This window comes from Pseudogracilibacillus sp. SO30301A (assembly GCF_037072025.1).
In the GTDB taxonomy this organism is placed as follows: domain Bacteria; phylum Bacillota; class Bacilli; order Bacillales; family Amphibacillaceae; genus Pseudogracilibacillus.
This window is the reverse complement of the sequence record NZ_JAXHDD010000052.1, coordinates 1-14,386: the sequence shown is the minus strand read 5'-3', so window position 1 is coordinate 14,386 and position 14,386 is coordinate 1. Positions and strand designations below refer to the sequence as shown.

General features: G+C 36.5%; 10 protein-coding genes, 1 pseudogene and 1 CRISPR repeat array. Of the genes and pseudogenes, 7 read left to right on the top strand and 4 right to left on the bottom strand.

Features of this window, described 5'->3' with window-relative positions; genetic code table 11:
* Positions 1-309: 309 nt before the first annotated feature.
* The 4 genes from SPD89_RS18020 to SPD89_RS18005 all read left to right on the top strand — a co-directional run bounded on the left by SPD89_RS18020 (position 310) and on the right by SPD89_RS18005 (position 5,121).
* Positions 310-1,089, top strand: a complete 780-nt coding sequence (locus SPD89_RS18020) for a DeoR/GlpR family DNA-binding transcription regulator (RefSeq protein WP_442961199.1) — start codon at positions 310-312, stop codon at positions 1,087-1,089.
* Positions 1,086-2,384 (top strand): four-carbon acid sugar kinase family protein, encoded by a 1,299-nt coding sequence (locus SPD89_RS18015; RefSeq protein ID WP_336263336.1) that lies wholly within the window; start codon positions 1,086-1,088, stop codon positions 2,382-2,384. Before SPD89_RS18020 ends, SPD89_RS18015 begins: the two co-directional genes overlap by 4 nt.
* 43 nt (positions 2,385-2,427) lie before the next feature.
* The gene (pdxA, locus tag SPD89_RS18010) at positions 2,428-3,441 is read left to right on the top strand and encodes a 4-hydroxythreonine-4-phosphate dehydrogenase PdxA (RefSeq protein WP_336263335.1); all 1,014 of its coding nucleotides are present in this window, start codon (positions 2,428-2,430) and stop codon (positions 3,439-3,441) included.
* 306 nt (positions 3,442-3,747) lie between these two features.
* Positions 3,748-5,121, top strand: a complete 1,374-nt coding sequence (locus SPD89_RS18005) for a GntP family permease (RefSeq protein WP_336263334.1) — start codon at positions 3,748-3,750, stop codon at positions 5,119-5,121.
* 251 nt (positions 5,122-5,372) lie between these two features.
* Here the strand turns inward: SPD89_RS18005 and serC are convergent, their stop codons facing one another.
* From serC to SPD89_RS17985, 4 genes are all read right to left on the bottom strand, one after another.
* Positions 5,373-6,470: a 3-phosphoserine/phosphohydroxythreonine transaminase gene (gene serC / locus SPD89_RS18000; RefSeq protein ID WP_336263333.1), complete on the bottom strand. Its 1,098-nt coding sequence runs from the start codon at positions 6,468-6,470 to the stop codon at positions 5,373-5,375.
* A gap of 501 nt (positions 6,471-6,971) precedes the next feature.
* The gene (locus SPD89_RS17995; protein ID WP_336263332.1) at positions 6,972-7,730 is read right to left on the bottom strand and encodes an ATP-binding cassette domain-containing protein; all 759 of its coding nucleotides are present in this window, start codon (positions 7,728-7,730) and stop codon (positions 6,972-6,974) included.
* Between the two features lie 18 nt (positions 7,731-7,748).
* Positions 7,749-8,516, bottom strand: coding sequence for an ABC transporter permease subunit (locus tag SPD89_RS17990; RefSeq protein WP_336263331.1), 768 nt, complete (start codon positions 8,514-8,516; stop codon positions 7,749-7,751).
* A 14-nt stretch (positions 8,517-8,530) separates the two neighbouring features.
* Positions 8,531-9,520 carry an aliphatic sulfonate ABC transporter substrate-binding protein gene (locus SPD89_RS17985; RefSeq protein ID WP_336263330.1) on the bottom strand — a complete coding sequence of 330 codons (990 nt, stop codon included), beginning with the start codon at positions 9,518-9,520 and terminating at the stop codon, positions 8,531-8,533.
* 566 nt (positions 9,521-10,086) lie between these two features.
* Between SPD89_RS17985 and SPD89_RS17980 the strand changes: the two genes are divergently transcribed.
* The 3 genes and pseudogenes from SPD89_RS17980 (at position 10,087) to SPD89_RS17970 (ending at position 12,922) form a co-directional block, all read left to right on the top strand.
* Positions 10,087-10,764, top strand: coding sequence for a FadR/GntR family transcriptional regulator (locus SPD89_RS17980; protein ID WP_336263329.1), 678 nt, complete (start codon positions 10,087-10,089; stop codon positions 10,762-10,764).
* A 123-nt stretch (positions 10,765-10,887) separates the two neighbouring features.
* The gene (ilvD, locus tag SPD89_RS17975) at positions 10,888-12,558 is read left to right on the top strand and encodes a dihydroxy-acid dehydratase (protein ID WP_336263328.1); all 1,671 of its coding nucleotides are present in this window, start codon (positions 10,888-10,890) and stop codon (positions 12,556-12,558) included.
* Between the two features lie 8 nt (positions 12,559-12,566).
* Positions 12,567-12,922, top strand: a pseudogene (locus SPD89_RS17970) (type I CRISPR-associated protein Cas7).
* 346 nt (positions 12,923-13,268) lie between these two features.
* Positions 13,269-14,374: a CRISPR direct-repeat array (repeat unit 33 nt; unit sequence GTCACTCCCTTAATAGGGAGTGTGGATTGAAAT).
* Positions 14,375-14,386 lie beyond the last annotated feature (12 nt).

Here is a 14,386-nt window from a genome sequence, read left to right as displayed (position 1 = left end):
AAATCACCCAAATTAAAACGCTCGCTCCTTGGTTTCTCACTGATTCTGGTACGCATAAAGACCATAAAATGTATTAAAAAAAGATGTCCCTTAAGGGGCATCTATTTAATTGCAAAGAATGAAAACCTTGATTAGCTCACCTTTTCAAGGTTTTTTTAATATGTAAACGAGGAAAGGTCAGGTCTTAATATTGTATTACTTTTTATAATATAATAATAGATGTTATATGTAAACATAATAAACAAATAAACTTGACATTTTTGTTTGTAATGAACATAATATAAATATAAAATGTTAACATTGAACAAGGTGATTATTTTGAATCCAAAAGACCGTAGAGATTTAATTTTAGAACGTTTAAATATGGATAAAAAAATTGATGTAGATCAATTAGCGGATCAATTAAATGTATCGACGATGACTATTCGTAGAGATTTAAATGGTTTGGAATCTGAGGGAAAGGTTATTCGTACGTATGGTGGTGCTGTGTTGAATAAACCATTGGTTAAAGAAAGTTCTTTTCAAGTAAAGGAAACAAAATTCAGTGCTCAAAAGCAACGAATTGCACAAACTGCTATAGAGATTATTCCAGAAAACTCCACTATTTTATTGGATTCGGGTACAACCACATATGAAATAGCAAAACTATTAAAAAACAGAAGAAATATTACTGTTATAACAAACGACATAAAAATTGCTGCTGAGCTAATGAATAGTGAATTAAAGGTGATTATTGCCGGAGGAGAACTGCAAAACAACATTGGCGCCTTATTTGGTCCGCTAACAGAACATACAATTAAAAATATTCATGTTGATTTGCTATTTCTAGGTACACATGCTGTTGATCCGGAAGCAGGGTTAACTTCTACGACTTTCGAGAAGGCTTACATTAAAAAGCTAATGATAGAAGCAGCGGAAACAACCTGGTTAGTAACAGATTCTAGTAAATTTGGTCAAAAATCCTTTGCAAAGATATGTGACCTTTCGAATATTAATGGAGTTATTACAGATGAGGGAATAACTGAAGAATATAAGGAAAAAATAAGAGAATATTTGAAAGTTATTATCCCAAGGAGAAATGAAAAATGAAAATAGGTGTTATTGCTGATGATTTAACAGGTGCAAATGCAACTGGGGTAAGACTAACAAAGCAAGGTTTTCAAGTAGCAACCATGGTGTATTATGACCAGCCTCCTTTCACTGAAGATTTTGATGCTGTATGTATTGACACAGATAGTAGATATGCCAAACCAGAGGTTGCACAGAAAAGGGTTAAAAAAGCACTCGAAAACTGCATTGAATGGAAAACAGATGTGATATGCAAGCGAATTGATAGTACAGTTAGGGGCAACATTGGTATTGAGATCGATGCCATATTAACTCAGAGCGGTGAACAATCGATTGCTGTTGTTGTTGCATCCTTTCCAGACTCTGGTCGTATCACATCTGGCGGTTACTTATTAGTTAATGGTGTCCCTGTTCAGGCTACGGATGTTGCTAAAGACCCCGTAATACCTTTGACACAATCCTATGTACCGGAAATCGTTCAAAAGCAAAGTGATTTTCTGGTTTCACATATTGGATTAGAAACGGTTCTAACTGGTCAAAAAGCCATCGTTCATGCTATGAAACAGCAAATAGACGAAGGAAGTAGAATTATCGTTTTAGATGCAGTAACTAACGAGGAAATCGAAGATATAGCTAACGCAATGGCCATGATAAGAGATTATCAAATGATTCCGGTTGATCCTGGTCCATTGACTGCCGAGTATTCGAAGGCATATACAAGCGGAGGCTCTTCGAATAAAAAAATAATCGTAACGATTGGTAGTGTCACAAAAAATAGTCAGACCCAACTTCATTATTTAATGGAAAAAACAATGGTCAAGCCTGTCTATGTTGATGCAGGAAAATTGGCCACTTTAACCAATACTTGGGAAGAAGAGGTAAATAGAGCGGTAAGTAGTGCTTTAGAAGAAATGAAAAGACAGGAAATTATTATCATTACAACACAATCGCCTACCGCAGAAAATTTAAATCTTAAAGAGATAGCTACAAAAGAAGCAACCACTCAAGATTATCTTGCTAAGCGGATAGCAGATGGATTGGCTAAAATAACCCGTATTGTTATTGAAAACAGCAATTTTGAAATTGGCGGATGCTTCTCCAGTGGCGGGGATATAACTGCGTCACTATGCTCTATTGGAAATGCTGAGGGAATCAAATTAATTGATGAGGTACTTCCGCTAGTTGCATACGGACAATTTATTGGGGGGCATTTTGATGGCTTTCCTCTTGTTACAAAAGGTGGTATGGCTGGAGACAAAAAGGCAATCTATCAAAGTGTAAAGCATCTAATGACTGTAAGTGCATCTAAAAATTAAATTCAAAATTATTCGAATGAATAACATCGAGGAGGAACAAGATATGACAAATGATAGACCAATTATAGCAATACCAATGGGTGATCCTGCTGGTATTGGTCCTGAAATTGCAATGAAATCTTTAGCGAACGAGGAGATTTATAATGTAAGTAAACCGTTAATTATAGGTGACTATGCGGTAATTGAAAAGGCTATTCAAATTATAGAGGTTGAATTAGCAATCAATAAAGTATCTTCCCCGAAAGAAGGGAAATATCAATTTGGTACAGTGGATATGATTGATTTAGGTAACATTGACATGAATGCACTTGAATATGGACAAGTTTCTGTTCAAGGTGGTCAAGGGGCTTTTGAATATATCAAAAAATCAGTTGAATTAGCATTGGCAGGAGAAGTACAAGCATTAGCCACTACTCCTATTAACAAAGAATCACTTAAAGCAGCAAAGGTTCCCTACATCGGTCATACAGAAATGCTGGAAGATCTTGCTGGAACAGAGGATCCACTTACCATGTTTGAAGTTAGAGGGATGCGCATCTTCTTTCTCACACGTCACCTGTCATTAAAGGATGCAATTGGACAAATAACAAAGGAAAGAGTGCATGATTATTTAATCAGATGTGATAAAGCACTACAACGATTAGGCGTAGAAAATAGAAAGTTTGCAGTTGCTGGTCTTAACCCACATAGTGGTGAAGGTGGTCTGTTTGGAATGGAAGAGGTTGAGGAAATTAGACCTGGAATTGAAGCGGCTGTTAAAGAAGGAATCGATGCAGTTGGTCCTGTTCCTGCTGATTCCGTGTTTTTCCAAGCATTAAATGGTAAGTATGATGCGGTACTCTCGCTTTACCACGATCAAGGACACATCGCTGCAAAAATGACTGATTTTCACAGAACGATTTCCATTACAAACGGGTTACCATTTTTGAGAACATCAGTCGATCATGGAACAGCATTTGATATTGCAGGCAAAAACATTGCTGAAAGTACAAGCATGGAAGAATGTATTAAACTAGCCGCAAAATATGCAACAAAGTTTACCAGGTCAAGTTTGTAATAGATAGAGAAATAAAGGATAATCACTCCTTTATTTCTCTAAAAAAGGAGGATAAAAAGGATCAAGAAGTTCGAGGCGCGCAGTTTGAGCAGCGGAATGTATGCATTTAGATACATGAGCAAAGATCTGGCACGCAGGAAAAGTGATTTTCTTTTCCAAGGAAACGCTTCTAGCACGCAGAAAAAGTGCTTTCCTTTTTCAAGGAGCGGAGAAACAAGCATTCGTGCGAAATTCGCAGTGTCATTTTTACCGGACTTGGAATATAGAGACACTTTAAAAGAGTAAATAAACGAGGAGGAGAATAATATGGAGGTTTCAGGCACTCAATTAATTGCTGGATTATTATTAGGTGTTATTGTATTAATCTTATTAGTATTAAAAACAAAAGTACATGCATTTGTGGCTTTACTTATTGCTGCATCGATTGCAGGTATAGTAGGTGGCATGGCTCCGGGTTCAGTAGCAGAAGCTATCTCAGAAGGATTTGGGAGCACTTTGGCCTCTATTGGTATTGTCATCGGTTTAGGAGTAATGATGGGAAAAATCCTAGAAGTTACAGGAGCTGCAGAGACACTTGCTTTTTCATTTATCAAGTGGGTTGGAAAGAAAAAAGAAGAGTGGGCAATGGCTATTGCAGGATATATAGTTTCCATACCAATATTTGTAGACTCTGCATTTGTTATTTTAAACCCGATTGTGAAATCGCTTTCCAGGAGAACCGGGAAATCTGTTGTGTCTATCGGCGTAGCTCTTGCTACCGGACTTGTCGTAACACATTCACTAGTACCACCAACACCTGGACCTTTAGGTGTTGCCGGAATCTTTGGTGTTGATATTGGTTTAATGATATTACTTGGATTAATATTCGGGATTCCACTTGTGATTACCGGGGTGTTATATGCAAAGTGGCTTGGTAAAAGGATTTACCAAATACCAGATGAAACAGGTGACGGATTTCATAGACCTGATAAGGAAATTGAGTACCCTGAAATAGTGGAGTTAATGAATGAAAGAGAAAATAATTTACCTTCATTGACAAGGTCACTCTTACCAATCATTGTACCGATAATTCTTATTTTCTTTAACACAACATTAGCAGCTTTAGATCTTACAGAAGGTTTTTATAGCATTTTCACCTTCATCGGGAATCCGATAATCGCAGTTGCCATTGGATTACTCGTTGCCATTTACGGGCTAACTAAAAACTTAAGCCGAACAGAAACTTTGGAGCGTATGGAAGAAGGTATTCAATCATCAGGTATTATCATTCTCGTTACTGGCGCAGGTGGAGCATTAGGTAACGTGCTCCGTGAAAGTGGAGCAGGAGACTATATTGCAACGCAGATTGCAGGATTAGCATTACCAGCAGTACTTATTCCATTCATCATTGCATCACTAGTACGCCTAATTCAAGGGAGTGGAACAGTAGCAATGATTACTGCAGCGTCTATTTCGGCTCCTATTTTAGCTCAGCTAGATATAAACATGGCATTAGCTGCTCAAGCTGCTGCAATGGGATCACTTGTCTTCTCCTATTTTAATGATAGCCTTTTCTGGGTAGTTAATCGTATGTCCGGTATAAAAAATGTAAAAGAGCAGATTATGGTTTGGTCATTACCTACAACGCTTATGTGGTTTGTTGGGTTAATTGTAATATTAATTGCAAACATGTTTATATAATTTTAGTTTTTTGGTACATTTTTCCGCATGATAACACGTCCTTTTTGGTTGAGTTGGATGTACCTATCTATACCAAAAATTCAGTGTTCATGCGGGTTCTTTTTGCCTTTTTTCTCTTTTAAAGAGGCTTTTTTATTGAATTAATAAGGAGCAAAGTTTTTGCTCAAAAACGGGTAATGGAATATAAGTACTTAAGTTTTTCGCAAAAAGTAAAAAGACACTCACTAAAAGTGGAATGTCTCATTTTACACTTAACTATTTTTCTGTTGGAAATCTTTCATAAATTCACTTAATGCAAGACATGCTTCTGGCGGAACGGCATTATACGTTGATGCACGACAACCGCCGACAGAGCGATGTCCGTTTAATCCGACAAAACCTTCCTCTGCAGCTTCAGCTAAAAACTTCTTCTCTAATTCTTCATTTTGAACTCGGAATGTGATATTCATAAGGGAGCGACTATTTTTTTCTGCATGACCGACATAAAAACCATTACTATTGTCAATGGCATCATAGATATATTTTGCTTTTTCTTCGTTATTGCTTGCGATCGCTTCAAGTCCACCTTGTAGCTCGATCCACTTCAGCACTTCACCTAACATATAAATAGCAAATGTCGGTGGTGTGTTGTAGAGTGAATTTTTGTCTACGTATGTTTGATAAGAGAGCATAGAAGGTAGATTTTTATTGGCTTTTTTAAGCAGGCTTTTTCGAATAATAGCTACCGTTACTCCTGACGGTCCAAGGTTTTTTTGTGCCCCAGCATAAATCATATCGAAATTATTGATATCGATAGCTTTTGACATTATGTCACTCGACATGTCAGCGATTAAAGGGACTTGTCCAGTATCAGGAAAGGCCTGCCACTGTGTACCATAGATCGTATTGTTCGAAGTTAAATGTACATAGGCATCATTCGCATCAAAATCATTTGCTGAAATTTCAGGGATAGAACGGTATTGATCCTCTTTTGAGCTTGCAATATGATACGCTTCCCCGAAAAATTTTGTTTCCTTAAATGCCTTTTCCGACCAAGACCCTGTCATAATATATCCGGCTTTATGGTCTTGCGTTAAAAAGTTCATTGGAATCATTGAAAACTGTAAACTTGCCCCGCCTTGTAGAAAAACAACCTCATAGTCATCTGGAATTGCATACAGCTTTTTAAAACGAGTAATAGCTTCATTATGTACGTCTTCAAACGTTTTGCTGCGGTGACTTAATTCCATCACAGACATTCCAGTACCTTGGAAGTTTGTAAGTTCTTGTTGGGCTTTTTCTAAAACAGCGGTTGGAAGTGCTGATGGACCAGCATTAAAGTTGTACGTATTTCGAAAGTTCTTTTTCACATTATTCACTTCCTATTTATTATTACTAACAATTATACTTGGTTATAGTCAATTTGTTAATTAAGAACAATGGGGATAATACAATATGATTTAAAATGTAAAAAAGAAAGGAAAACTTCAAATTTATAGAACAACACTCTCTAAAACTGCATATTTTTATCTTTTTTAAACCTTGTTTTAAATGGGTATGCATTTAATGAACATAAAAAAGACAAATAATGGTATTGCTAAATTTAGTAATTATAATTGTGTGAAAAATGGTTAATTATTTATCTTTAAATGATCTTTCATTCATTAGAGAAAAAACCGCTACATATGAAATACTTTTCAAACTGTAGCAGTTTTCGATTTTATTAGGACATGACTACAATTGAATAATACATGACCTTTACAATATAATTATAACTTTTAAGACTAGATGCAGATCTCAATCCACATTTTAATCATATAAAATTTAACTACTCAACTGTTTCATAAAGTTATTTTAAAGATACGGTTCAGTTAGTTCCCATTCATAATTTGCTCTAAAATATTTTTTTCCATTAAGGCTTGCGAAGCATTGGATAATTCGCGGGGGCGTTTGGCTTTATTTTTTATATTTAGATTAATTTTTCCATCTTCGATAAGAATAATTCGATCTCCTAGTTTTACGGCTTCTCGAACATCATGAGTAACCAGTAGCGCCGTAAAGCCATGTTCGAGCCATAAGTTTTCAATTAGATTTTGCATTTCCATACGAGTTAAGGCGTCTAATGCACTTAAAGGCTCATCGAGCAATAAAAGGGAAGGCTGGTGAACAAGCGCTCTAGCAAGCGCCACTCTTTGTTGCTGCCCCCCGGAAAGTGTTGATGGCCATTCGTTTTTATAAGAGAGTAAACCTACATAATCAAGCGTATTCTCGGCTCTTTTTACCCAATTTCCTTTTAATCCTAGTCCGACATTATCCACTACTGACTTCCATGGTAGTAACCGGGAATCTTGATACATCATTCTAGCACTCTGCTTCGATTCTTTAATTGTTGTATCGTCAAAATTAATAAACCCAGAGGTTGGTGTTTCCAGGCCTGCAATAAGCCGTAAAAGAGTACTCTTGCCACTCCCACTCTTTCCAACAATGGCGACAAATTCACCAGCTTTTATTTCCAATGATAATTTATTTAATACGGTAAGCTCACCAAACTTTTTTTCAACTTGATCTAATTGAATTTGGACCGCTTTATTTTGTGTTGACTCTCTTGAAACAATGGATGGCATAGTCATAGTTACTCCCCCTAATTATTAATGGGCATAGTTTTTATGCCACCTTAGTGCTTTTTTTTCTCCCCAGCGTGCCAGTAAGTCAGCCAATTTTCCTAATAAAGCATATAAAATAATTGTAATAATAATAATGTCTGATTGCATAAATTGTTGAGCAGTCATCGCTAAATAACCAATGCCTCGGGAAGTCGCAATCGTTTCCGCAATAATAAGTGTTAACCACATGCTTCCCAGTGCATATCGTAAACCAACAAAAATAGATGGTAACGCACCTGGTAATAAAATTTCTTTAAAAAGATGCCAACCTTTTAAATCATACATCCTTCCCATTTCGATAAAGCCGGGATCAATATTTCTGATCCCATGAAGCGTATTAATATAAACTGGAAACATAACACTAATCGAAACAAGAAAGATTTTAGCTCCTTCGTCGATTCCAAACCAAATAATAACGAGAGGAACTAGAGCAAGATTAGGTACGTTACGGATCATTTGTAAGGTTGTATCAGATAATTGAAAAGAAATATTGGATAAGCCGTTGGAAATCCCCATAATGAAACCAATTCCTCCACCAATAAGCAAACCAACGAATGCTCTTGCTAAACTACCTTGCATATGGTAAAACAATTCACCAGAGACAACCAGTTGATAGGCGCTTGACAGTACTGTCCATGGGGAAGGGACGAGTTGGGAAGATACGATTTCATACATAGAAAACAATTGCCAGGCTACAATTATTAAGGCTGGCACAATCCATGGTACGAGTTGTTTAGAAAAATTCGCTCTCACATTCCTTCTCCTTCCTATTGGATAGGCATATCCTTGGATACGTCCACTTTTTCTGGCAGCAGATCAATCTCAAAGTAAATATCCGCTTGTTTTTGCTGTGCGGCAATGATGTCTTCATCAATTTTGGAGAGTTCATAGTTTCGGCGTTCCGTTGCACGTTCGATCACTTCTTCTTCAATGCCAAGTGCTTCAGAAACAAGTTTGACAACATCTGGTTTATTTTCATTCGCCCATTTATCTGATTCATTAATAGCTTCTAAAATAAGCTCTAATAATTCTGGGTGTTCTTCATTGAAATCTACATTAGCAAAATAGAATGTTCGATTTGGGTACCCAAAATCTTGTTCCTCAACTATATTAATCGTATCAAGATCAATTTCAGTTCCTGCTAAAAATGGGTCATACGTGGCGAATGCATCAATTTGTTGAGTTTCAAAAGCCGATCTTCCTTGAGCTGCATCTGTCAAAAAGACCCATTCAACATCGTCTATATCCATACCTGCTTCTTTTAAGGCAAGAATAGTTAAATAATGATGGTTTCCACCTTTACTTGCTCCAACTTTCTTTCCTTTTAAGTCTTGAATAGTTTTAATGCCCGAACTTTTATGAACGAGTATACCTACACCTTCTGGATTTGGATAATCCGCTCCAACGTAAACAAGTGGTTTATTTCCTGCTTGGGCAAAAATGGCGGCTCCATCGGACGCATGGCCAAAGTCAATATCTCCCGTGAATAGTGCTTCCAATAAAGGACCTCCACCACCAAATTCTTTCCATACCACTTCATGACCATTTTCTTCAAGGATTTCCTCCAAAATACCACTTTCTCGTAATATATTTAATGTATTTCCTTTTTGATAACCAATATTTATCTTTTGTTTCGCATTGTCATTGGAAGTATCTTCTTCTGCTGGTGCCTCAGAGTTTTCGGATGTCCCACAACCTACTAAAATTAAGAGTAGAAAACCTAAAATCAATAAATAGCTTCTTCTTTTGTTAAACATAGCTAACACTCCTCATTATTGGGATAAATGCATCAATCACAGAAAATATTATGCTTACTATAGGTATCATTTCTAGTAGAAAAATTCGGTAAACTAATATAATTAATCTAATCTATAACAAATGATTTCAATCGGAAATTCACTATATATTTCTTCAAAACATATTGTTTTGTTTTAACTTTCTTCTAACTAAAACTTAATACCAAGTAATTTAATATTATTAATAAGAATAATATACTTATTGAACAAGGTATGTCAACTTTTATTCTTATGTTATAATTTTAAGAAAATTCCAACTTATATAACTGCCGAATTGTTTAGACAATTATATTGGTCTAGGATGATTAGCCAGAAGATTTACGATTACACAGGATAAACTCTTGAAAATATATGAGAACACCAATGTTTTATGTTGTTTTTATCTTCATAACAGCAATTTAAGTATGTTTTTTTAAATGAAGAGTTTTCAGCTTTACAACACGTAACATAGGTTAGTGGGCATACAACACATTAATATTAGACAACTTATGCTATACTAAAAAGAAAATTAAGGAATGGTTTGATATATGGGTCGTATGAAAAGACTTTCTGACAGTATTGCTGATGATATATTGTTTATGATTACGATTGAAAAAAAATTCGCTCCAGGTGATAAGCTTCCGAACGAAATAGAATTATCTGAGGAGCTAAATGTTAGCAGAACGACACTACGTGAAGCCATTAGAATATTGGTTACTAATGGCATATTAGAAATTAAAAGAGGAAAAGGGACATTTGTTAAAAAAAATATTGATTTAAGTAATAATATGAAATCATTTAATACTCTTTCAAATGCAAGGATTAATGCGAAAGATTTGTATGAAATGCGCTTAATATTTGAGCCAGAAGCTGCATATTATGCCACAGTACGAGCTACTGATGCAGAGTTAAAACGTATTTTAGAGTACGGTAAGCAAATTGAAGAAAAAATTAACCTTGGTCGGGATCGAACAGATGTTGAACAAAAATTCCATAAAGCGATTGCCAAGGCTACTCATAATGAACTTATGGATAAGTTAATGCCGGTTATTTTTCAAGCGATTAATAAAGGGGTAATCTTATCGCAAAAAAACGAACGAGTTGCAAAAGATACGATAAATGACCATAAGATGATTATGGAGTTTATGGAATCACGGAACCCAGAGGGAGCAAGAAGTGCAATGAAAATTCATATATTACACGCAATGAAAGATTTAGGAATATAACAATAGCATATTCGAGTAAATCATTATGGTAGAACTAAATTTTGTCATACAACGCCATTGACAGTAGACAACGAAGGATTTAAAATAGATTTAATAATTTTAAAATTAAAGGTGTGTGTTCAGATGAGAAGTAATATGATTAAAATCGGAGTTGACCGTGCCCCTCACCGTAGTCTTTTGTATGCAACAGGTAAAGTAAAACCGAGAGATTTAGAAAAGCCTTTTATTGGTGTTTGTAATTCCTACATCGATATTATTCCAGGACATGTGCATTTACGTGAGTTTGCAGATGTCGTAAAAGAAGCGATTATTGAAGCAGGTGGTATTCCGTTTGAATTTAATACAATCGGTGTAGACGATGGTATTGCTATGGGCCATATTGGCATGCGTTATTCGTTACCGAGTCGTGAACTGATTGCTGACTCTGCAGAAACAGTCATTAACGCGCATTGGTTTGACGGAGTATTTTACATTCCAAACTGCGACAAAATTACACCTGGAATGCTGATGGCGGCTGCTCGTACGAATGTCCCTTCCGTTTTTGTATCGGGTGGACCGATGGAAGCAGGGGTGAGTTCAACAGGAAAACAAATTTCCCTAACATCTGTATTTGAAGGTGTTGGAGCGCATAAATCAGGTCAAATGTCTGATGAAGAATTATTAGATATTGAAATGAATGCTTGTCCAACATGTGGTTCTTGTTCTGGTATGTTTACAGCGAATTCAATGAACTGTTTGATGGAAATGTTAGGTGTTACTCTTCCTGGTAATGGAACGATTGTTGCAACAAGCGACAAGCGTAAGGAGTTAGTCAAAGAAGCAGCCAAACATTTAGTACGCATGATTAAAGAAGATGTAAAGCCACGCGACATTATTACAAAAGAGGCAATTGATGATGCGTTTGCGCTTGATATGGCAATGGGTGGCTCAACAAATACAGTATTACACACATTAGCAATTGCAAATGAAGCAGGAATTGATTATGACTTAGCGGATATTAATAAAGTAGCAGAAAAGGTTCCATACTTAGCGAAGATCATGCCAGCGTCTGATATCTCGATGGATGATATTAATAAAGCCGGGGGAGTAGAAGCGATTATTAATGAGTTAACAAAAATTCCTGGGGCAATTCATCCAGAGCGAATAACAGTTTCTGGTAAAACGATGGGTGAGCTTGTAGAAGAGCATCATATCACGAACCCTCAAGTAATTCGTACAAAAGATAATCCATACAGCCCAGTTGGAGGACTATCTGTACTTTACGGAAATATCGCTCCAGAAGGATCTGTTATTAAAGTTGGAGCAGTTGACCCATCGATCAAAACTTTTACTGGAGAAGCGATTGTATTTAACTCACAAGAGGAAGCACAAGAGAAAATAGATGATGGAACGGTGCAAGAGGGACACGTTGTCGTCATCCGATACGAAGGACCAAAAGGTGGACCTGGTATGCCAGAAATGCTTGCACCAACATCTGCGATCATGGGTCGCGGACTTGGAACAAAGGTTGCACTTATTACAGACGGACGTTTCAGTGGAGCATCTCGTGGAATTTCAATCGGTCATATTTCACCAGAAGCGGCAGAAGGCGGCCCGATTGCATTAGTTCAAAATGGTGATGTGATTGAAATAGATTTGCCAAGTCGAACAATGAACTTAAAAGTATCTGACGAGGAATTGGAAGAACGTCGTAAAAACTTAAAAGAGTTTGAACCGAAAATTAAAACAGGCTGGTTAGCTAGATATTCTAAACTTGTCACGAACGCTTCTAAAGGCGGTATTATGAGTATCTAACTTAATAGATTAGTAGGTTAAGAAGTTCATTAGCATTAGCTCGTTCTTGTGACCGCATTACACCATTAGATATGAACATTACAAGAGTCGCTCTTTCAAATTCTGGAGAATCAGATAAAAATATTCCCTATGAAGAAGGGGAAGCAAGGTACGGCCAAATGGGAAGAAAAGCGTATGTGACGTATGGAATGTATATAACTTATGGTTTTTATTCACCATCCTTTGCTAAACAAACGGGGTAACATTGAAAAAATTAGAAGTGTTTTGGGAATCGCTTGTAAACATGTGGGACTTAGACAAATCAGCAGCACGTGGAAGAATGGCAACTCGTGGATTATATGTTTTTCAGCATAAGAGCTTATAGCAATGAATCTTTGCACTTATTGTTTGAAAAGATTGATATTAAATTTAAAGATAAAGTTGACGTTCCACATTCCCAACAGACTATCAGGTTTTAATTGATAGAGAACTATCAGATGGTTAACACTACACGAAATTGTTACGTTTTAGAAGAGGTTCTGGTAAATCTAAGAGAAAAAAGAAAATGCGGGATGTGCGAACGTCAAGTGAACATAAAAACACTGTGAGGTTCGCACACGAATATTAATCAATTTACCTAAATAATGTCATGTGAACTGATTGGGTAGACATTTTTTGAAAAAAATTAACCATATGTAGTATGGTGAAAGTTATTTTGTCAATATATCGCAGTCACTCCCTTAATAGGGAGTGTGGATTGAAATTTACAGCAATAGGGTTAAGCTTGCTAAAAAACAGTCACTCCCTTAATAGGGAGTGTGGATTGAAATATACCATTCTGCAAAGTCTACAATAAACTGTTCGTCACTCCCTTAATAGGGAGTGTGGATTGAAATTCGAGAAGTGCAGCGTTTAACAGGAGATCGATTTGTCACTCCCTTAATAGGGAGTGTGGATTGAAATCTAAATCTCTAAATCCGTCAACACCTTCACTCTCGTCACTCCCTTAATAGGGAGTGTGGATTGAAATCCGTAATCATCTATTGCTAATTCAAGTGCTTTTGTCACTCCCTTAATAGGGAGTGTGGATTGAAATGTCTATCTCTCTGTCCCTTTTTGTGACCCGTGCATGTCACTCCCTTAATAGGGAGTGTGGATTGAAATCTTTTGCGTAATGTGGTAGGTCGGATTTGAGTAAGTCACTCCCTTAATAGGGAGTGTGGATTGAAATCTCCCACATTTTATTAAGCATATCTATATGTTCGTCACTCCCTTAATAGGGAGTGTGGATTGAAATAATATCTAAAATCGCTTCATTAAAATAAGCTAATAGGTCACTCCCTTAATAGGGAGTGTGGATTGAAATCTCCTCATAAATTTTATATAAATCCGTAATAAAAGTCACTCCCTTAATAGGGAGTGTGGATTGAAATGTTGAAGCTGTAGAAGAAAACGAATGGTCTGGAAAGTCACTCCCTTAATAGGGAGTGTGGATTGAAATCACATTTTTGCAATAAAACCGCCGAATGATTTTAGTCACTCCCTTAATAGGGAGTGTGGATTGAAATAGCTTTTGATCAGGCGGTTGTTTCCGGAAGATTGAGTCACTCCCTTAATAGGGAGTGTGGATTGAAATGCCCTCATTGATTACAGCTTCACCTTTGTAAATCGTCACTCCCTTAATAGGGAGTGTGGATTGAAATTAGTTGCTCTATCTCACAAGGACAAGCGCAATGGGTCACTCCCTTAATAGGGAGTGTGGATTGAAATTCTTTTTACCAAGCCTAAACTCACGATGAAAACTGTCACTCCCTTAATAGGGAGTGTGGATTGAAATTATTTTTATTGT

Bases quoted from the DNA above. Each gene is read 5' to 3' on its own strand.
- SPD89_RS18015 (WP_336263336.1), top strand. From the start codon at position 1,086: ATGAAAATAGGTGTTATTGCTGATGATTTAACAGGTGCAAATGCAACT.
- pdxA (WP_336263335.1), top strand. From the start codon at position 2,428: ATGACAAATGATAGACCAATTATAGCAATACCAATGGGTGATCCTGCT.
- SPD89_RS18005 (WP_336263334.1), top strand. From the start codon at position 3,748: ATGGAGGTTTCAGGCACTCAATTAATTGCTGGATTATTATTAGGTGTT.
- SPD89_RS17995 (WP_336263332.1), bottom strand. From the start codon at position 7,730: ATGACTATGCCATCCATTGTTTCAAGAGAGTCAACACAAAATAAAGCG.
- SPD89_RS17985 (WP_336263330.1), bottom strand. From the start codon at position 9,520: ATGTTTAACAAAAGAAGAAGCTATTTATTGATTTTAGGTTTTCTACTC.
- SPD89_RS17980 (WP_336263329.1), top strand. From the start codon at position 10,087: ATGGGTCGTATGAAAAGACTTTCTGACAGTATTGCTGATGATATATTG.
- ilvD (WP_336263328.1), top strand. From the start codon at position 10,888: ATGAGAAGTAATATGATTAAAATCGGAGTTGACCGTGCCCCTCACCGT.